At 72.8% G+C, this 14641-nt stretch carries 13 protein-coding genes and 1 pseudogene; 3 read left to right on the top strand and 11 right to left on the bottom strand.

The genetic code is table 11. The features are described from left to right. Positions 1–37: 37 nt before the first annotated feature. From ACZ44S_RS17590 to ACZ44S_RS17560, 7 genes and pseudogenes are all read right to left on the bottom strand, one after another. Entirely contained in the window at positions 38–997 is a 960-nt protein-coding gene (locus ACZ44S_RS17590; RefSeq protein ID WP_466929821.1) for a threonine/serine dehydratase, read from the bottom strand. Between the two features lie 82 nt (positions 998–1079). Then, a complete protein-coding gene (locus tag ACZ44S_RS17585; RefSeq protein WP_466929818.1) occupies positions 1080–1757 on the bottom strand; it encodes an AIM24 family protein in 678 nt (225 codons plus the stop codon). Between the two features lie 68 nt (positions 1758–1825). Continuing rightward, positions 1826–3142 carry a CAP domain-containing protein gene (locus tag ACZ44S_RS17580; RefSeq protein WP_466929815.1) on the bottom strand — a complete coding sequence of 439 codons (1317 nt, stop codon included), beginning with the start codon at positions 3140–3142 and terminating at the stop codon, positions 1826–1828. 90 nt (positions 3143–3232) lie between these two features. Beyond that, on the bottom strand, positions 3233–3586 hold the full coding sequence (locus ACZ44S_RS17575) for a UBP-type zinc finger domain-containing protein (protein ID WP_466929813.1): 354 nt from the start codon (positions 3584–3586) through the stop codon (positions 3233–3235). Further along, the gene (locus tag ACZ44S_RS17570; RefSeq protein WP_466929812.1) at positions 3583–5052 is read right to left on the bottom strand and encodes an ATP-binding protein; all 1470 of its coding nucleotides are present in this window, start codon (positions 5050–5052) and stop codon (positions 3583–3585) included. Before ACZ44S_RS17570 ends, ACZ44S_RS17575 begins: the two co-directional genes overlap by 4 nt. Further along, positions 5049–6726: pseudogene (locus ACZ44S_RS17565) on the bottom strand (NAD(P)/FAD-dependent oxidoreductase). The gene ACZ44S_RS17570 and the pseudogene ACZ44S_RS17565 overlap by 4 nt, the downstream one beginning before the upstream one ends. A gap of 109 nt (positions 6727–6835) precedes the next feature. Next, on the bottom strand, positions 6836–7189 hold the full coding sequence (locus tag ACZ44S_RS17560) for a VOC family protein (protein ID WP_466929809.1): 354 nt from the start codon (positions 7187–7189) through the stop codon (positions 6836–6838). A gap of 59 nt (positions 7190–7248) precedes the next feature. Here ACZ44S_RS17560 and ACZ44S_RS17555 point away from each other — a divergent pair, with 59 nt between their 5' ends. Continuing rightward, complete coding sequence (locus ACZ44S_RS17555; protein WP_466929807.1) at positions 7249–8124, top strand: universal stress protein; 876 nt, start codon at positions 7249–7251, stop codon at positions 8122–8124. Positions 8125–8140: 16 nt separating this feature from the next. On the opposite strand, the gene ACZ44S_RS17550 is transcribed toward ACZ44S_RS17555, so the two are convergent. The 4 genes from ACZ44S_RS17550 to ACZ44S_RS17535 form a co-directional block, all read right to left on the bottom strand. Next, the gene (locus ACZ44S_RS17550) at positions 8141–9412 is read right to left on the bottom strand and encodes a DUF4032 domain-containing protein (protein ID WP_466929804.1); all 1272 of its coding nucleotides are present in this window, start codon (positions 9410–9412) and stop codon (positions 8141–8143) included. Between the two features lie 41 nt (positions 9413–9453). Continuing rightward, entirely contained in the window at positions 9454–10200 is a 747-nt protein-coding gene (locus ACZ44S_RS17545; protein ID WP_466929802.1) for an MBL fold metallo-hydrolase, read from the bottom strand. A gap of 51 nt (positions 10201–10251) precedes the next feature. Next, positions 10252–11490 carry an acyltransferase family protein gene (locus tag ACZ44S_RS17540; RefSeq protein ID WP_466929799.1) on the bottom strand — a complete coding sequence of 413 codons (1239 nt, stop codon included), beginning with the start codon at positions 11488–11490 and terminating at the stop codon, positions 10252–10254. Positions 11491–11556: 66 nt separating this feature from the next. Then, positions 11557–12195: an alpha-ketoglutarate-dependent dioxygenase AlkB gene (locus ACZ44S_RS17535; RefSeq protein WP_466929796.1), complete on the bottom strand. Its 639-nt coding sequence runs from the start codon at positions 12193–12195 to the stop codon at positions 11557–11559. Between the two features lie 123 nt (positions 12196–12318). Between ACZ44S_RS17535 and ACZ44S_RS17530 the strand changes: the two genes are divergently transcribed. Both ACZ44S_RS17530 and ACZ44S_RS17525 read left to right on the top strand, forming a co-directional pair. Next, the gene (locus tag ACZ44S_RS17530) at positions 12319–12927 is read left to right on the top strand and encodes a TetR/AcrR family transcriptional regulator (protein WP_466929794.1); all 609 of its coding nucleotides are present in this window, start codon (positions 12319–12321) and stop codon (positions 12925–12927) included. 17 nt (positions 12928–12944) lie between these two features. Further along, positions 12945–14618 (top strand): FAD-binding dehydrogenase, encoded by a 1674-nt coding sequence (locus ACZ44S_RS17525; protein ID WP_466930231.1) that lies wholly within the window; start codon positions 12945–12947, stop codon positions 14616–14618. The last annotated feature ends 23 nt before the right edge of the window (positions 14619–14641 follow it).

The following is a 14641-nucleotide window of genomic DNA, read 5'->3' as shown; positions in this document are numbered from 1 at the left end:
GTACGGGACAGGGGGCCGGGTCCGTTCAAAGAAGGGATCAGCGGAGCTCGAAGTGTTCCGTCCAGGCGATCATGTCGGCGGTCGTGGCGTTGCCGCCGCACACCACGAGACCGAGCCGGGCCCCCTCGCCGACCCGCTCCAGCACCCGCCGCGCCGCGGGCAGCAGACAGCCGGCCGCCGGTTCCGCCCACACCTTGGCGTGGTCCGCGAGATCCAGGGAGCCCTGCACCGCCTCCCGGTCCGGCACCACCAGCACCTCGGTGACCAGCTCCGAGACATGCTCGTACGTCAGCTGGGACACCGCCGGGGCGCTCAGCGTGGAGACGATCGACCTCAGCTCCACCGGCACCGGGCCGCCCGCCGCCAGCGCCTCGGACATCGCCTGCGCCCCCTCGGTCTCCACGCCCCACACCCGCACCCCGGGCCGCAGCGCCCGCAGTGCCGCCGCGACTCCGGAGATCAGTCCGCCGCCCCCGATGCTCACCAGTACGTCCGTGAGGTCCCCGGCGTCCGCGGCGAACTCCAGGCCCACGGTGCCCTGGCCGGCGACCACCACCGGGTCGTCGAAGGGATGGACCAGCGTCAGCCCCTCCTGCTGGAGCCGCTTCATGAGCGCGAACGCGCCGTCCATGTCGTCGGTCACCCGTACCGAGGCGCCCGCCGACTCCGCGATCTCCACCGCCCGCACGGGTGCGGTGCGCGGCATCACCACCGTGGCCTTCACCTCCAGGGCGGCGGCCATGACCGCCAGGGCGATCCCATGGTTGCCGCCGCTCACCGCCACGACCCCGGCGGCCCGCTCGGCCTCGCTCAGCGACAGCAGCTTCGCCGCCGCACCCCGCACCTTGAACGAACCGGTGCGCTGCAGCAGCTCCAGCTTGGCCGTGACCGGAGCACCCAGCAGGGCCGACAGCCCGGGGCTCGGCACGGTCGGGGTCCGCACCACATGCCCGGCGATCCGCTCGGCCGCGGTCTCGACGTCGGCGATCCCGATCACGACTGCCACCTCTCCGGCACGGGGGCTGACGATCCGCGCCGTGATCCACCCTGACCCGCGCCGCGGGCGGGGTCAACCACGGTCAGTGCTGCTGGGCCCTGTGCGGTGTCGCCTCGCTGGGCCGGACGACGACATGGCCCTGCCCCCGCAGCATCAGCTGCACGGCCTCGCCCGACCCGCCGCGCAGCATCGAGCCCAGCGACTGCGAACGGTGCAGCGAGGTGTCCAGGCCCGCGGTCCAGCCCACGATCGCGTCCGTGTCCACGTACACCGGGTCCTCCGGCGACACCGGGATGACCAGCGGATTCCCGTCGCACACCAGCCCCAGCCGGCCGTGCCCCGTGAAGACGCTGTTGAACAGGCCGCCCCCGGTGATCCCGGCGCCCTTCACGGTAGAGATGCGGTACGACAGCGAGGCGTCGAAGCACAGCACGTTGCGCCCGTTGACGGTGAACTCGTCACCCGGGTCGACCTCCACGACGAAGCAGTTCTGCGCCTCGTGGGCGAACCAGGCCTCGCCCCGTCCGCGCACCGCCATCAGCGGCAGTCCCTCGCCGGTCATCGCGCGCTTGAGCATGCCGCCCACGCCCTGGCCCTTGCGCTCGAACTGCAGGCTGCCGCGGTGGGCGACCATCGCGCCCTGACGGGCGAGCATCTCGCCGTCGACCGTGTAGCGGAGGCACTTGGCGTTCTCGACCGTCATGCCCGCGGCCGTAGCCGGCCGCACCATGTGCTGACTGGAAAACAGGTCACCCTTCATGGAGGCATCCTCACCCGGACGCTCCCGCTCCGCCAGGATCACGGCAGCCGACACGGCGGGCACCGCCGTCAGGCCCCGAAGAGCTGCGTCCAGTACGTGCCCGACCGGCCACCGCCCGTGAAACCGACGCCGATGTGGGTGAAGTCGGCCTTGAGGATGTTGGCGCGGTGACCGGGGCTGTTCATCCACCCCCGCACCACCTCGGCGGCCGAGCGCTGGCCGCAGGCTATGTTCTCGCCGATCGTGCGCCGCGCGGAACCCGCGGCGGCCGCCCGGTCCCAGGGCCGGCTGCCGTCCGGCGCGGTGTGGGAGTAGAAGTCGCGGGCCACCATGTCGGCGCAGTGCGCCTGCGCGGCCACGGCCAGCAGGGGATCCGGGGACAGCGGCGGCAGCCCGGCCCGGGCACGCTCCCGGTTGGTGAGCTCGACGACCTCGGCCGCGGTCCGCTCCAGACCCTGCGGGGTGAGCGGACTGGCCCACAGCGCCGTCCAGTACGTGTCACCGGAGCCGCCTCCGGCGGATGCCACCGCGACGTGCGTGAACGCCGGGTCGCACACGGTCCGGCGGGCCGCCTCGTGACGCAGACAGTGGTCGAGGAACAGGGCGACGGTGGGAGGGCCCGACACCAGGTGCTCGCCGACCGTGAGATACGGGTATCCGGCGGCGACGACGCGCTGGTGCACGGAGACACCGTCCACGCCCTCGACACCCAGGCGCCCGCCCCGGGCCATCATGACGGCGTGCTCCCGCGCCGCCTCGGCCAGCCGCGCGTCGTGGGCGACCGGAGCGCAACCGGCCGCGGTCCGGGCCGAGTTCACCAGCTCGAGGAAACCGTCACCGGCGGCCGGCGGGGCCTGGGGGCGGGGCGGTGCGGCGGGGCCCGTCCGGGTGGAGACGGCCCCGTCGTCCTCCTCGACGTCGACCCCGAAGTCCCGGGCGAGACCGGCCAGTCCGTCGGCGTACCCCTGTCCCAGGGCGCGCAGCTTCCATCGGTCGCCGCGCCGGTAGATCTCCGCGAGGAGCAGGACGGTCTCCTGCCGGGGGCGCGGTGGCGAGAACCGGGCGAGCGGACGGCCCCCGCCGTCGGCGACCTCCAGCACGGGCGCGGGCAGACCGCTGAGCGGGGTGCCGGGCTCGGCGGGGCTGACGGCCACCGTGACCCGCGTGGCGCCGGGCCGCAGCGCCGCCGGTTCGACGGTGAGGGTGGCGCCGCTCAGCCGGGCTCCGGGGGCGGCCGGCTGGTTGTAGAACACGAAGTCGCCGTCGCCGCGCACCTTCCCGCCGTCGTCCGTGATCAGCGCGGACACGTCGAAGGGCCCGGGCACCCGGACGGCGACGGCACCGCCCGGGAGAGGCACATTGCCGCCGGGAACCAACTCGCTCATCGCGCCGCCCTGATGGATTCGTCGTGCACACGGACCGGTGGGGGTGTCCGGACAACGACGGGCAGGGTGCGCGGGTTCCCGCGCGGACGGTCAACGGCGCAGTGACTCGGCCCAGTCCGAGGGGACCCGGCCCGCCGGGCCCGGCGCCGGCTGGTCGGCCGGGTGGCTCACCGGCGGGGCCAGGTCGGGACCGGACTCGTACAGCTCATGGGTGGCGTAGTTCCAGAACCAGCCCTCGCCCGGCTCGTAGCTGCGGACCACGGGATGGCCGGTGGCCTCGAAGTGCGCCGTGGCGTGCTGCCCGGGGGAGCTGTCGCAGCAGCCGATGTGGCCGCACTGCGTGCAGCGCCGCAGGTGGAACCACCAGCCGCCCGCGGTGTCGCAGTCGCCGCATCCGGCGCCGTCCGGCGGGACGCTCGGATCGATGGCGTGCTCGCTGGTCATACGGGCTCCTCGGAGGTGTCGTCGGGGGCCTCAGCGGTGAGGGGGAGGAGCACCTGGAAGCGGGTGTCGCCCGGCTCGGAGTCGAAGCGGAGACTCCCGTGGTGCTTGTTGACCACAATGCGCCAGGAGATGTCCAGGCCCAGTCCGGTGCCCTCGCCCACCGGCTTGGTGGTGAAGAACGGGTCGAAGACGCGGTCGCGGATCTCCGGCGGGATCCCCGTCCCGGTGTCGCGGAACTCGACCAGCAGCCGGTCGTGCTCGCGCGCGGTGCGCACGGTCAGCGTGCCTCCCGCGGGCTCCCCGTCCGTGTGGTTCATCGCGGAGACCGCGTTGTCGATCAGGTTGGTCCACACCTGGTTGAGCTCCGCCGGGTACGCCGGGATCCGCGGCAGTGTGCGGTCGTACTCCTTGACCACCTCGATCCGCCGCCCGATCTTGCCCGACAGCATCAGCAGGGTGCTGTCGAGGAGTTCATGCACATCGGCGACCTGGAAGGGCGCGCGGTCGAGCTGCGAGTACTGCTTGGCGGCGTCGACGAGATGCGAGATACGGCTCGCGGAGTCCGCGATCTCGTCCATCAGCAGTTCCGTCTCGACCGTGTAGCTCAGCCAGCCGACGGCCCCGGGGAGGATCTCCTCGTCCACGGCCGCGGCGACCTGGTCCAGCCAGTCCAGATCGAGCCCGGCCTGGACGAAGGTCGGGGCGATCCGCCAGCCGTCGGCGATGCCGTGGTCGTCCAGCCAGTCGGAGAGCGCGTCCTCCCGGTCCGCGGCCTCGAGAGGGCTGAGCACGGGCGCCTTCGCGACCCGCTCGGCCGTGCGCTCCTGGATGTCGATCAGACGCGCCAGTGTCTCGCGGTCGTAGGTGCCCGCGGAGATGATGCGCAGCTTGTGGCGCATCTTGCCCACCCGCTCACGCAGGCTCGAGGTCGCCCGCACGGCCGCCGCGGCGGGGTTGTTGAGTTCGTGGGTCAGCCCGGCCGACAGCGAGCCGAGCGCCAGCAGCCGTTCGCGCTGGCCGATGGCGCGCTGGGTGCTCTTCGAACCGAAGAACAGGCCCTCCAGCAGATGCACCGCCATCGGGAACCACTCCTGCATGATGCTCGCGAACGTGTCCGCGGGCAGCACGAAGAACCGGGTCGGCTCCGTCACGCGCATGGAGTTGTTGTAGACCTGCGGCACCCGCTCCCCGAGGTAGGCCTGCATGGCCCCCGCGTACACCCCGCGCTGGGACGTGCGGTTGACCTCGACGTCGTCACCGCCGACCCGGCGGGACAGCACCACGGTGCCCTCCAGCATCACGTAGAAGCAGGTGGCGGGATCGCCCTCGGCGTAGACCGGTCCCGGCCCGAACCGCTCCACCCGCCCCTCGTCGCAGAGCCGCCCGAGCTGGGCCGGGGTGAGCTTCTCGAACAGGAAGAGCGAACCGATCTCCTGCGGGCTGCACGGCACCGCCTGCTCGCTCATGACTGCTCCAGATACCGGTGGACGAGCATGACGGCCATGGCTCCCTCTCCGACGGCGGACGCGACCCGCTTCGCGGACTCCGCGCGCGCGTCGCCCGCGACGAACACACCGGGCACACTGGTTCTCCAGGTGGTACGGCGGCCGGTCCAGCTCCCAGTCCGCCGGTGGCCGCCCGTCGGCGGTCAGGTCGGGTCCGGCGAGGATGAACCCGCGTCCGTCCCGCAGCACGGTGCCGTCCAGCCAGCCGGTCAGCGGGGCGGCGCCGATGAACACGAACAGCCACTGCGTGTCCACGAGTTCGGTCCCCCCGCTGCCCGTGTCGCGCAGCGTCAGCCGCTCCAGATGGCCGTCGCCGTGCGCGCCCTCGACGACCGTGCCGCACCGCACCGAGATGTTCGGCGCCTCCTCGATCTGCTGGATCAGGTAGTGGGACATCGACGCCGTCAGATCCGGTCCACGCACCAGCAGCGTCACCGACTTGGCGAACCGGGACAGGTACATCGCCGCCTGCCCGGCCGAGTTGGCGCCGCCGACGATGTACACGTCGTGGCCCTGGCAGGCGGCCGCCTCGGTCAGCGCGGAGCCGTAGAAGACCCCGCAGCCGCCCAGTTCGTCGCATCCGGGCGCCGCCAGCTGCCGGTAGGACACCCCGGTTGCCAGGATCACGCTGTGTGCGGCGATCGCCGAGCCGTCGGAGAACCGTACGCCCCGGGCGGCGCCGTTGACCTCCAGTCCCGTCACCTCGCGCTCGGTGAGGATCTCGGCGCCGAACCGGGTGGCCTGCCGCCGTGCCCGCTCGGTGAGCTGCGCCCCCGACACACCGTCGGGGAAGCCGAGGTAGTTCTCGATGCGCGAGCTCTGGCCGGCCTGTCCGCCGGTCGCCGACCGTTCCACCAGGACGGTCCGCAGCCCTTCCGAGGCTCCGTAGACCGCCGCGCCGAGCCCCGCGGGGCCGCCGCCGATCACCACCAGGTCGTAGAAGTCGGCGGCCGGGGTCGTCGCGAGGCCCACGTGGGCGGCGAGGTCCACCGCCTCGGGCGCCACCAGGGGCGTCCCGTCCGGCGGGATCACCACCGGCAGCCGCATACCGTCCTGCCCGGCGGCGGCCAGCAGTCGCGCGCCCTCCGGATCGTCGGCGGAGTACCAGCGGTAGGGCACCTGGTTGCGGGCCAGGAACTCGCGCACGTCGGAGGAGCGCGCCGACCAGCGGTGTCCGACGACCTTGGTGCTGGGCACGGGCCGGTAGTCGCTGCACCGCCAGGCCTGCAGAAGGTCGTCCAGGACGGGGTACAGCTTCTCCTCGGGCGGATCCCACGGCTTGAGCAGGTAGTGGTCGAGGTCGACGACGTTGATCGCGTCGATCGCGGCATGCGTGTCCGCGTACGCGGTCAGCAGCACCCGCCGCGCGCCCGGGTGGATGTCGAGGGCCTGTTCCAGGAACTCGATGCCGTTCATCTGCGGCATCCGGTAGTCGGCGAGGATCACCGCGACGAGGTCGCCGCGCAGCTTCAGCTCGCGCAGCGCGTCCAGCGCGGACTCGCCCGACTCGGCGCGCACGATCCGGTACGACTCGCCGTAGCGCCGCCTCAGGTCCCGGGCCACCGCGCGGGAGACACCCGGATCGTCGTCCACGGTCATGATGACGGTCCGCGCTGCGTCGGCGGCCTGTGTCATGCGTCCCCCACGGAGGCGTAGGCGGCACGGCGGATCCCCATCCGGCCACCGCGCCGGCCCTGCCCATCGTATGGGCGTTCGCGCCCGTCCGCTCGGAGACGGCCGGGGTTCACGCGCGGCGCGAGGACAGCACGCAGAACTCGTTGCCCTCGATGTCCGCGAGGACCACCCACGACTGCTCGCCCTGCCCGATGTCCACGCGGCGTGCGCCGAGCGCCAGCAGCCGGGCGACCTCCGCCTCCTGGTCGTCGGGCCGGAAATCGAGGTGCAGCCGGTTCTTGCCCGCCTTGCCCTCCCGCACCGGTTCGAAGATCAGCCCCGGCAGCCGGTCCGGCGCCGGCCGGATCTCGAACTCGTCGGGTGCGTCGTTCACCACCACCCAGCCCAGGGCCTCGCTCCACCAGCGCCCCAGGGCCACCGGGTCGGCCGCGTCCATCACTACCTGCTCCCACATCAGAGTCATGAGGGCAGCGTAGGGAAGACTGGAACCCGCGCAGTGGACACGACATATGGAGGAACGGCATGACGCGCCCGATCACGGCAGGGATCGACGGAACCGAGGAGAGCCTCGCCGCGCTGAACTGGGCGGCCCGGGAGGCGGTCCGCAGGGGACTGCCGCTCAGGGTGGTGCATGCCTGGCGTTTCGAGACGGGCGGCGACGCGGTGGACGCCGGGGACAGAGCCACCCAGGAACAGTGGGTGCGTGACGCGGTCGGCGAGGCGGCCCGCACCGTCCGGGACCGGCACCCGGACCTGGCCCTGACGACGGACGTCCTGGAGGGCGACGACGTCGAGACGCTGACCGGGGTCGCCGCCGACGCGGAGATGCTGGTGCTCGGCTCGCGCGGTCACGGCCGCATCATGGGCTTCCTGGTCGGCTCGGTCGGCCAGCAGGTGATCGTCGACGCGCGGCGGCCGGTCGTGTTCGTCCGGGCCGGGGACCAGGCCTCGAACGAGGTCGCCGGGCACGAGATCGTGGTCGGCCAGCAGGGCGACCCGGAGGACAGCGCCGCCGCGCTCGGGTTCGCCTTCGAGACCGCGTCCCGGCGCCGGGCCACCGTGCGTGCCGTGCGGGCCTGGACCCTGCCGCCGGTGTTCGCCTACAGCCCCGCCTCCCTCCAGCTCCTCGACGAGGCCGGGGGACTGGAGCCGTACGAGCAGAAGTCCCTGGCGGCGGCGCTCGCACCGTGGCGGGAGCGCTACCCCCACGTGCACGTGGTCGAGCACGTGGAGATGGGCAGCGCCGGCCAGGTGCTGCTGTCGGTGGCGGGCACCGCCCAGCTGATGGTCGTCGGCCGCCGCGCCCGCCGTACGGCCGTGGGCGCCCGGATCGGCTCGGTGGCCCACGGGGTCCTGCACCACGCGGACTGCCCCGTGGCCGTGGTGCCGCCGGCCTGAGCGCAGGCCCCCCTGCTCAGTCGTCCGTCGGCTGCAGGGTCTCCCGCGCCTTGGGCAGGATGTTCCTGATGTAGTCCTCGACGGCCGTGCCGAGACCGATGTCGTGCTGGGCCCGCTCGGACAGGTACCAGCGGTGCTCCAGCAGCTCGTGGTAGATCTCCGCGGCGTCCATCGGCCCGCGCAGCTCCGGTGGCACGGACCGCACGGTGGGCCGGAACACCTCGCGCACCCAGCGGTGCGCGAGGACCTCCGGGCGGGCGCCATGGGGGTCCCCCCTGCTCGAGCGAAGCCGAGAGCTTGGGGGAGGATCGCCCGGGGCGTAGTCGTCCTGGGTGGCCATCCAGCTCTCCAGGTCGTTCAGCAGCCGCCTGGCCTGGTTCTCCTCGGCGTCGAGACCGGTCAGGCGCAGCAGCTGCCGCTGGTGGTGGCCGGCGTCGACGACCTTGGGCACGAAGGTGACGGTGTCGCCGTTGGAGGCGTGCTCGATCTGCATCTCGGCCACGTCGAAACCGAGGTCGTTCAGCCGCCGGATGCGCCGCTCGATGTAGTGGTACTTGCCCGCCGGGTAGACGGAGGTGCGGGTCAGCTCCTGCCACAGGCTCTGGTAGCGGGCGCAGATCTCGGTGCCGAACTCGATCGGGTCGACGGAGGGGTGCAGCGCTCCGGAGGCCTCCAGGTCGAGCAGTTCGCCGCTGATGTTGACCCGCGCGAGGTCGAGGTCGTACTCGCGTTGACCGACGCTCAGTTCCGGGTGCAGGTCGCCCGTCTCGGCGTCCACGAGATAGGCCGCGTAGGCGCCCGCGTCCCGCCGGAACAGCGTGTTGGACAGCGAGCAGTCGCCCCAGGCGAACCCCGCCAGGTGCAGTCGCACCAGCAGCACGGCGAGCGCGTCCATCAGCCGGTGCATGGTCGCCGGGCGCAGCGTCGTCTCGAACATCGACCGGTACGGCATCGAGCCGCCGAGATGCCTCGTGACCAGGACGCTCTCCAGGGGCTCCCCGGCGGGGTCGGAGCGGCCCGTGACCACGGCGAGCGGGTCGACCGCCGGGATGCCGATCCGGTCCAGGTCCCGCAGCAGTTCGTACTCGCGCAGCGCGGGCCGCTGGGCGAGCTCCTTCACCGCGATCACCTCGTCGCCGGCGCGGGCGTAGCGCACCACGTGCCGGGAGATGCCGCGCGGCAGCGGCACCAGGTACCGCTCCGGCCACTCCTCCAGCGGCAGCTGCCACGGCAGTTCCAACAGGAGCGCGGGATGCTCCGGGTTGGTGGCGTTGATCTGCAGTGCCATGGCTGCGGTGTCCTCGTCTCGCGGGTGATCGTCACCTCACCTTACGAGGCCCGCTCGCGCGCCAGCCGGGCAGCGTCCCGTACCGGCCCCTCGTGCAGCGGGCCGTGGCCGGGCAGCAGCAGGTCGCCGTCCAGTTCCGCCAGGACGTCCAGCGAGGCCAGGGCGGCGGCCCGTTCGTGGTGGAACATGTCGGTCAGCATCTGCGGCCCCTGGGTCCGTGAGGTGGGATGGCCGCTGACCAGGGAGTCGCCCGACACCACCACTCCGCTGTCCGGGAGGTGGAACGCGCAGTGCCCTGCGGTGTGCCCGGGTGTGTGCACGGGCACCGGCCGGCCGGGCAGATCGAGCGGGCCCGGCCCCGGGAACGGCTCGGGCGCGGCGACCGCCACGTTCGCCGTGCCGCCGGTGCGCAGGGCGTGCGCCGCCCAGGGCAGCACGCCCGGCCGCCAGCCGTTGCGCAGCACCTGCCCCACGGTCACCTGGTGCAGGAAGTCCCGCCGGGCGTGCGGGACTTCGGCCCGGTGGGTGTGGACGGGCGTGCCGTACGTGGCGCGCAGATACTCGGCGGAGCCCAGGTGGTCGTTGTGGGCGTGGGTGATCAGCACGGCGGTCACCGCCTCGGGACGACTTCCCACCTCGGCCAGGGAGGCGAGCAGCCCCTCGCGGTCGCCGGGGTAGCCGGTGTCGATGAGCGTGACGGCGTCCCCCTCGGTGAGGATCACCCAGTTGGTGTGGGTGCCGTGCACCAGATAGGTGCTGTCCGTGACGCGACGCACTGTTGCCCGCATGACCGTCCCGAGTCCGAGTTCGCTGCTGTCCGACGCGAGAAGGAAAGCAGATCACCGTGCGCACGCGGGCGGCGGGTCCGGCCGTGCGGGCGCCGGCGCGGACGGTGCCGCGGGACGCATGCCGAACAGGAACCGGGTCACCGCCGTCCTGCGCACCCCGAACTCGTACAGCACCAGGATCACCGCCAGTGAGGCCGTCGCGATCACCGTGTACTTGACGGCCATCGGCGCGCTCCAGCCGACCACGCCGTACGCGAAGGCGACCACGACGGGCTGGTGCAGCACGTACAGCGGAAGGGCGGCACGGGCCGTGTACGCGCCGATCGCGGGCCGGCGGCCGCGGACGCGCGGGCGTCGCGGCCGGTCCAGCAGGCCGAGGATGCCGACCACCCAGCACCAGCCGGCCGCCCCGAACAGCGCCCGCGTCACCAGCGCCGGCGGTGTCCACGCGGTGAACGGGTCGTCCCCGGCGACGAAACCGGGCGCACACCCGGCGAACAGCACCACCCCGAGCACACCCACGGGCAGTGCGACGCGGCGCATGAGCTCCCGTACCCGTTCGTCGTCCGCGAGGGCGAAGCCGTAGACGAAGAAGAACAGATGGGCCCAGCGGTTCCAGCCCGCGTACTCCTCCTCCATGCCGAGCAGCGCGTTGACGGCGGCCAGGGGCAGCGCGGGCAGCAGGAGCAGCAGCGGCCGGCGCCCCAGCGCGGGTGCCGCGCGGTCGGCCCAGGCCGCCAGGCGGGCGGCCACCGGGGCGAGCAGCAGGCAGAAGGCGAGCAGCAGGACGACGAACCACAGATGCCCGGTCTCGAAGTGGTCCCCCTCCAGCACGAAGGGGAAGTCGGGGAGGTCCGGACGCACACTCAGGAACCGCGCCCAGAACCGTCCGTACGACTCGTCGTAGCCGGGGTCGGCGGCGCGCAGCCGCAGCCACTGGGGGAGGGGGCACAGCACCGCCGTGCCGAAGACCAGCGGGACGCCCAGGCGCAGCAGTCGTTCCCTGGCGAACCCGCGCGGCCCCCTGCGGCGGATCGAATGGCGGGCGCCGAGACCGGCGACCAGGAAGAGCATCGGCATGGCCCACACCACGCCGAACCCGGCGAGGACGGTGACGGCGTCCGTCGTCCGCGTGTTCTTCACGTAGAAGTCGTCGTCCGGGGAGAAGACCAGGGCGGTGTGGAAGAAGACCAGCCCGAGGACGACGAGGGCGCGCAGCACGTCGAGTTCTCCGCGCCGGCCGCTCCTCGCGCCGCTCTCTGTGTCCCCCCGCTCCGTGTCCCCGCCCATCGGCCCTCCCGCCCGGGTGCGGACCAGTGTGGGGGAGCGCGGGCGGGGAGGACAGGCTTCCGGCCGTCAGTTCACGCCGCGCGGGCGGAACTGGACGCTGATGCGCGGACCGGCGGCGCGCGTGCTCTTGGGCACGGAGTGCTCCCAGGTGCGCTGACAGGACCCGCCCATCACGACGAGGTCCCCGTGCCCGAGCGGACGGCGCACGGTGTCGCCGCCGCCCATGGGCCGCAGCAGCAGATCGCGCGGCGCGCCCACGGAGAGGATGGCGACCATCGTGTCCTCTCGGGCGCCCCGGCCGATCCGGTCGCCGTGCCAGGCGACGCTGTCCCGGCCGTCGCGGTAGTAGCACAGCCCGGCCGTGGCGAACGGCTCGCCCAGTTCGCCGGCGTAGTGCGCGCTGAGCGCGTCGCGCGCCTCGTCCAGCACCGGGTGCGGGAGAGGGTCGCCCGCGCGGTAGTACGACAGCAGCCGGGGCACGTCCACGACCTGGTCGTACATCTGGCGGCGCTCCGCCCGCCACGGAACGTCGGCGGCCAGCCGTTCGAAGAGCGCGTCCGAGCCGCCGAGCCATCCCGGCAGTACGTCGAGCCAGGCGCCCCGGCCGAGCTCGATACGGCGCAGCCCGTCGAGCGGAGCCAGGCGAAGCTCGTCGGCCTGGTCGAACAGGGACCCCTGGAGCGCCGGGGGGTGGTGCGTACTCATGGATCCAGCGTAAACCTCATTCGAAAATTCGTTCTACATAACCCGGGGGGAGATGCTCTCCTCCCGGCACTTTCGATACACCGGTGTATCGGATACGTTCCTGTATCGAACGGAGGGACGACCATGGCGGTGGGCGGTACGGCGGGGCGTGTCACCAGGCGGCGTGTCCGCACGCGCGCGAACCTCCTGGAGGCCGCGTTCACCGTGTTCGCCGCCAAGGGCTTCGGGCATGTCTCCATCGAGGAGATCTGCGAGGCCGCCGGCTACACCAGGGGCGCCTTCTACTCCAACTTCGCCGGCCTGGACGAGCTGTTCTTCGCCCTGTACGCGGAGCGCGCCGAGCTGATCGCGCAGCAGGTCGCCGGGGCCCTCGCCCAGGACGGACCCGACCTGGACGTACCCGCCGCCGTGGACCGCGTCACCGAGGTCCTGCTGCTCGACCGCGACTGGCTGCTGGTGAAGACCGACTTCCTGGTGCACGCCGCCCGGGACCCGCGGGTGGCGCGCTCCCTGCTGGAGCACCGCGCGAGGCTGCGGGGCGCCATCGCGGACCGGCTGGCCCGGGCCCGCGGCCACACCGAACTGCCCGCCGTGCTCGGCGACACCGAGGGCGCGGCTCATGCCGTGGTCGCCGCCTACGACGGTGTCACCACCCAACTGCTGCTGGACCGGGACGTCGAGCGCGCCCGGGCCTGGCTGAAACAACTGCTCACCGCGCTGCTCACCGGATGAAGGAAGGGATGGTCGCCATGGATGCCGACGTCATCGTCGTCGGAGCGGGCCTCGCGGGCCTGGTCGCGGCCCACGAGCTGACCAGCAGGGGCCGCAGGGTCGCCCTGGTCGACCAGGAGAACGCCGCCAACCTCGGCGGCCAGGCCTACTGGTCGTTCGGCGGGCTGTTCCTGGTGGGCTCACCGGAGCAGCGGCGCCTGGGCATCAAGGACTCCTTCGACCTGGCCTGGAACGACTGGCGGGGCAGCGCGGGCTTCGACCGCCTCGACGACGAGGACGCCTGGGCGGTGCGCTGGGCGCGGGCCTACGTCGAGTGGGCGGCGGGCGAGAAGCGGTCCTGGCTGAACGGCCACGGCATCACCTTCCTGCCCACCGTCGGCTGGGCCGAGCGCGGCGACCTCCGCGCCGACGGCCACGGCAACACCGTGCCCCGCTTCCACATCGCCTGGGGCACCGGAACCGGAGTCGTCGAACCCTTCGTCCGCCACGCCCGGCAGGCCGCGCGCGACGGACTGCTCACCTTCCACCACCGCCACCGGGTCGACGAGCTCGTCGTCGGCGACGGCGCGGCGCGCGGGGTGCGCGGCACCGTACTGGCGGAGGACAACGCACCGCGCGGCGTCGCGTCCAGCCGCGAGAAGACCGGTGAGTTCGAACTCACCGCGCAGGCCGTGATCGTCACCAGCGGTGGCATCGGCGCCGACCACGACATCGTCCGCCGGTACTGGCCCGAGCGGCTGGGCACCCCGCCGCGGGAGATGGTCACCGGGGTCCCGGCCTACGTCGACGGGCGGATGCTGGACATCAGCGCCCGCGCGGGAGTGCGGCTGGTCAACCGGGACCGCATGTGGCACTACACCGAGGGCCTGCAGAACTGGGACCCGATCTGGCCCGGACACGGCATCCGCATCCTGCCGGGACCGTCCTCCATGTGGTTCGACGCCCTCGGCCGCCGGCTGCCCGAGCCCTGTCTGCCCGGCTACGACACCCTCGGCACACTGAAGCATCTGCGTACCACCGAGGACATCGCCGGTCACGACCACTCCTGGTTCATCCTCACCCAGAAGATCATCGAGAAGGAGTTCGCCCTGTCGGGCTCCGAGCAGAACCCCGACATCACCGCCAAGGACCGCGCCGGATTCCTCCGCGAACGGGTGCTGGGCAAGGGCGCTCCCGGGCCCGTGGACGCGTTCCTGCGCAAGGGCGCGGACTTCGTCACCGCCCCCACCCTGGAACAGCTCGTCGAGAAGATGAACGCCCTCACCGACAAGCCCCTGCTCGACGCCGCCGCCGTACGGCGCCAGATCGAGGCCCGCGACCTGCAGCTGGCCAACGCCTACAGCAAGGACGCCCAGGTCCAGGGAATCCGCAACGCCCGACGCTACATCGGTGACCGCCTCAGCCGCGTGGCCACTCCGCACCGGATCCTCGACCCGGAGGCCGGCCCGCTGATCGGCGTCAAGCTGCACATCCTCACCCGCAAGACCCTCGGCGGCATCCAGACCGACCTGGACTCCCGCGCGCTCGACGCCGACGGCGCGCCGGTCGAGGGTCTGTACGCGGCGGGCGAGGTGGCCGGCTTCGGCGGAGGCGGCGTGCACGGATACAACGCCCTGGAGGGCACCTTCCTCGGCGGCTGCCTCTTCTCGGGCCGGGCGGCCGGCCGGGCGGCGGCCGAACAGACGGCGTGACCGGGCGGTGCGGGCCCGCCCCT

The sequence above is a fragment of the Streptomyces malachitofuscus genome (assembly GCF_055571035.1).
The sequence above is the reverse complement of the archived record's forward strand: the minus strand, read 5'-3'. Positions and strand labels throughout refer to the sequence as shown.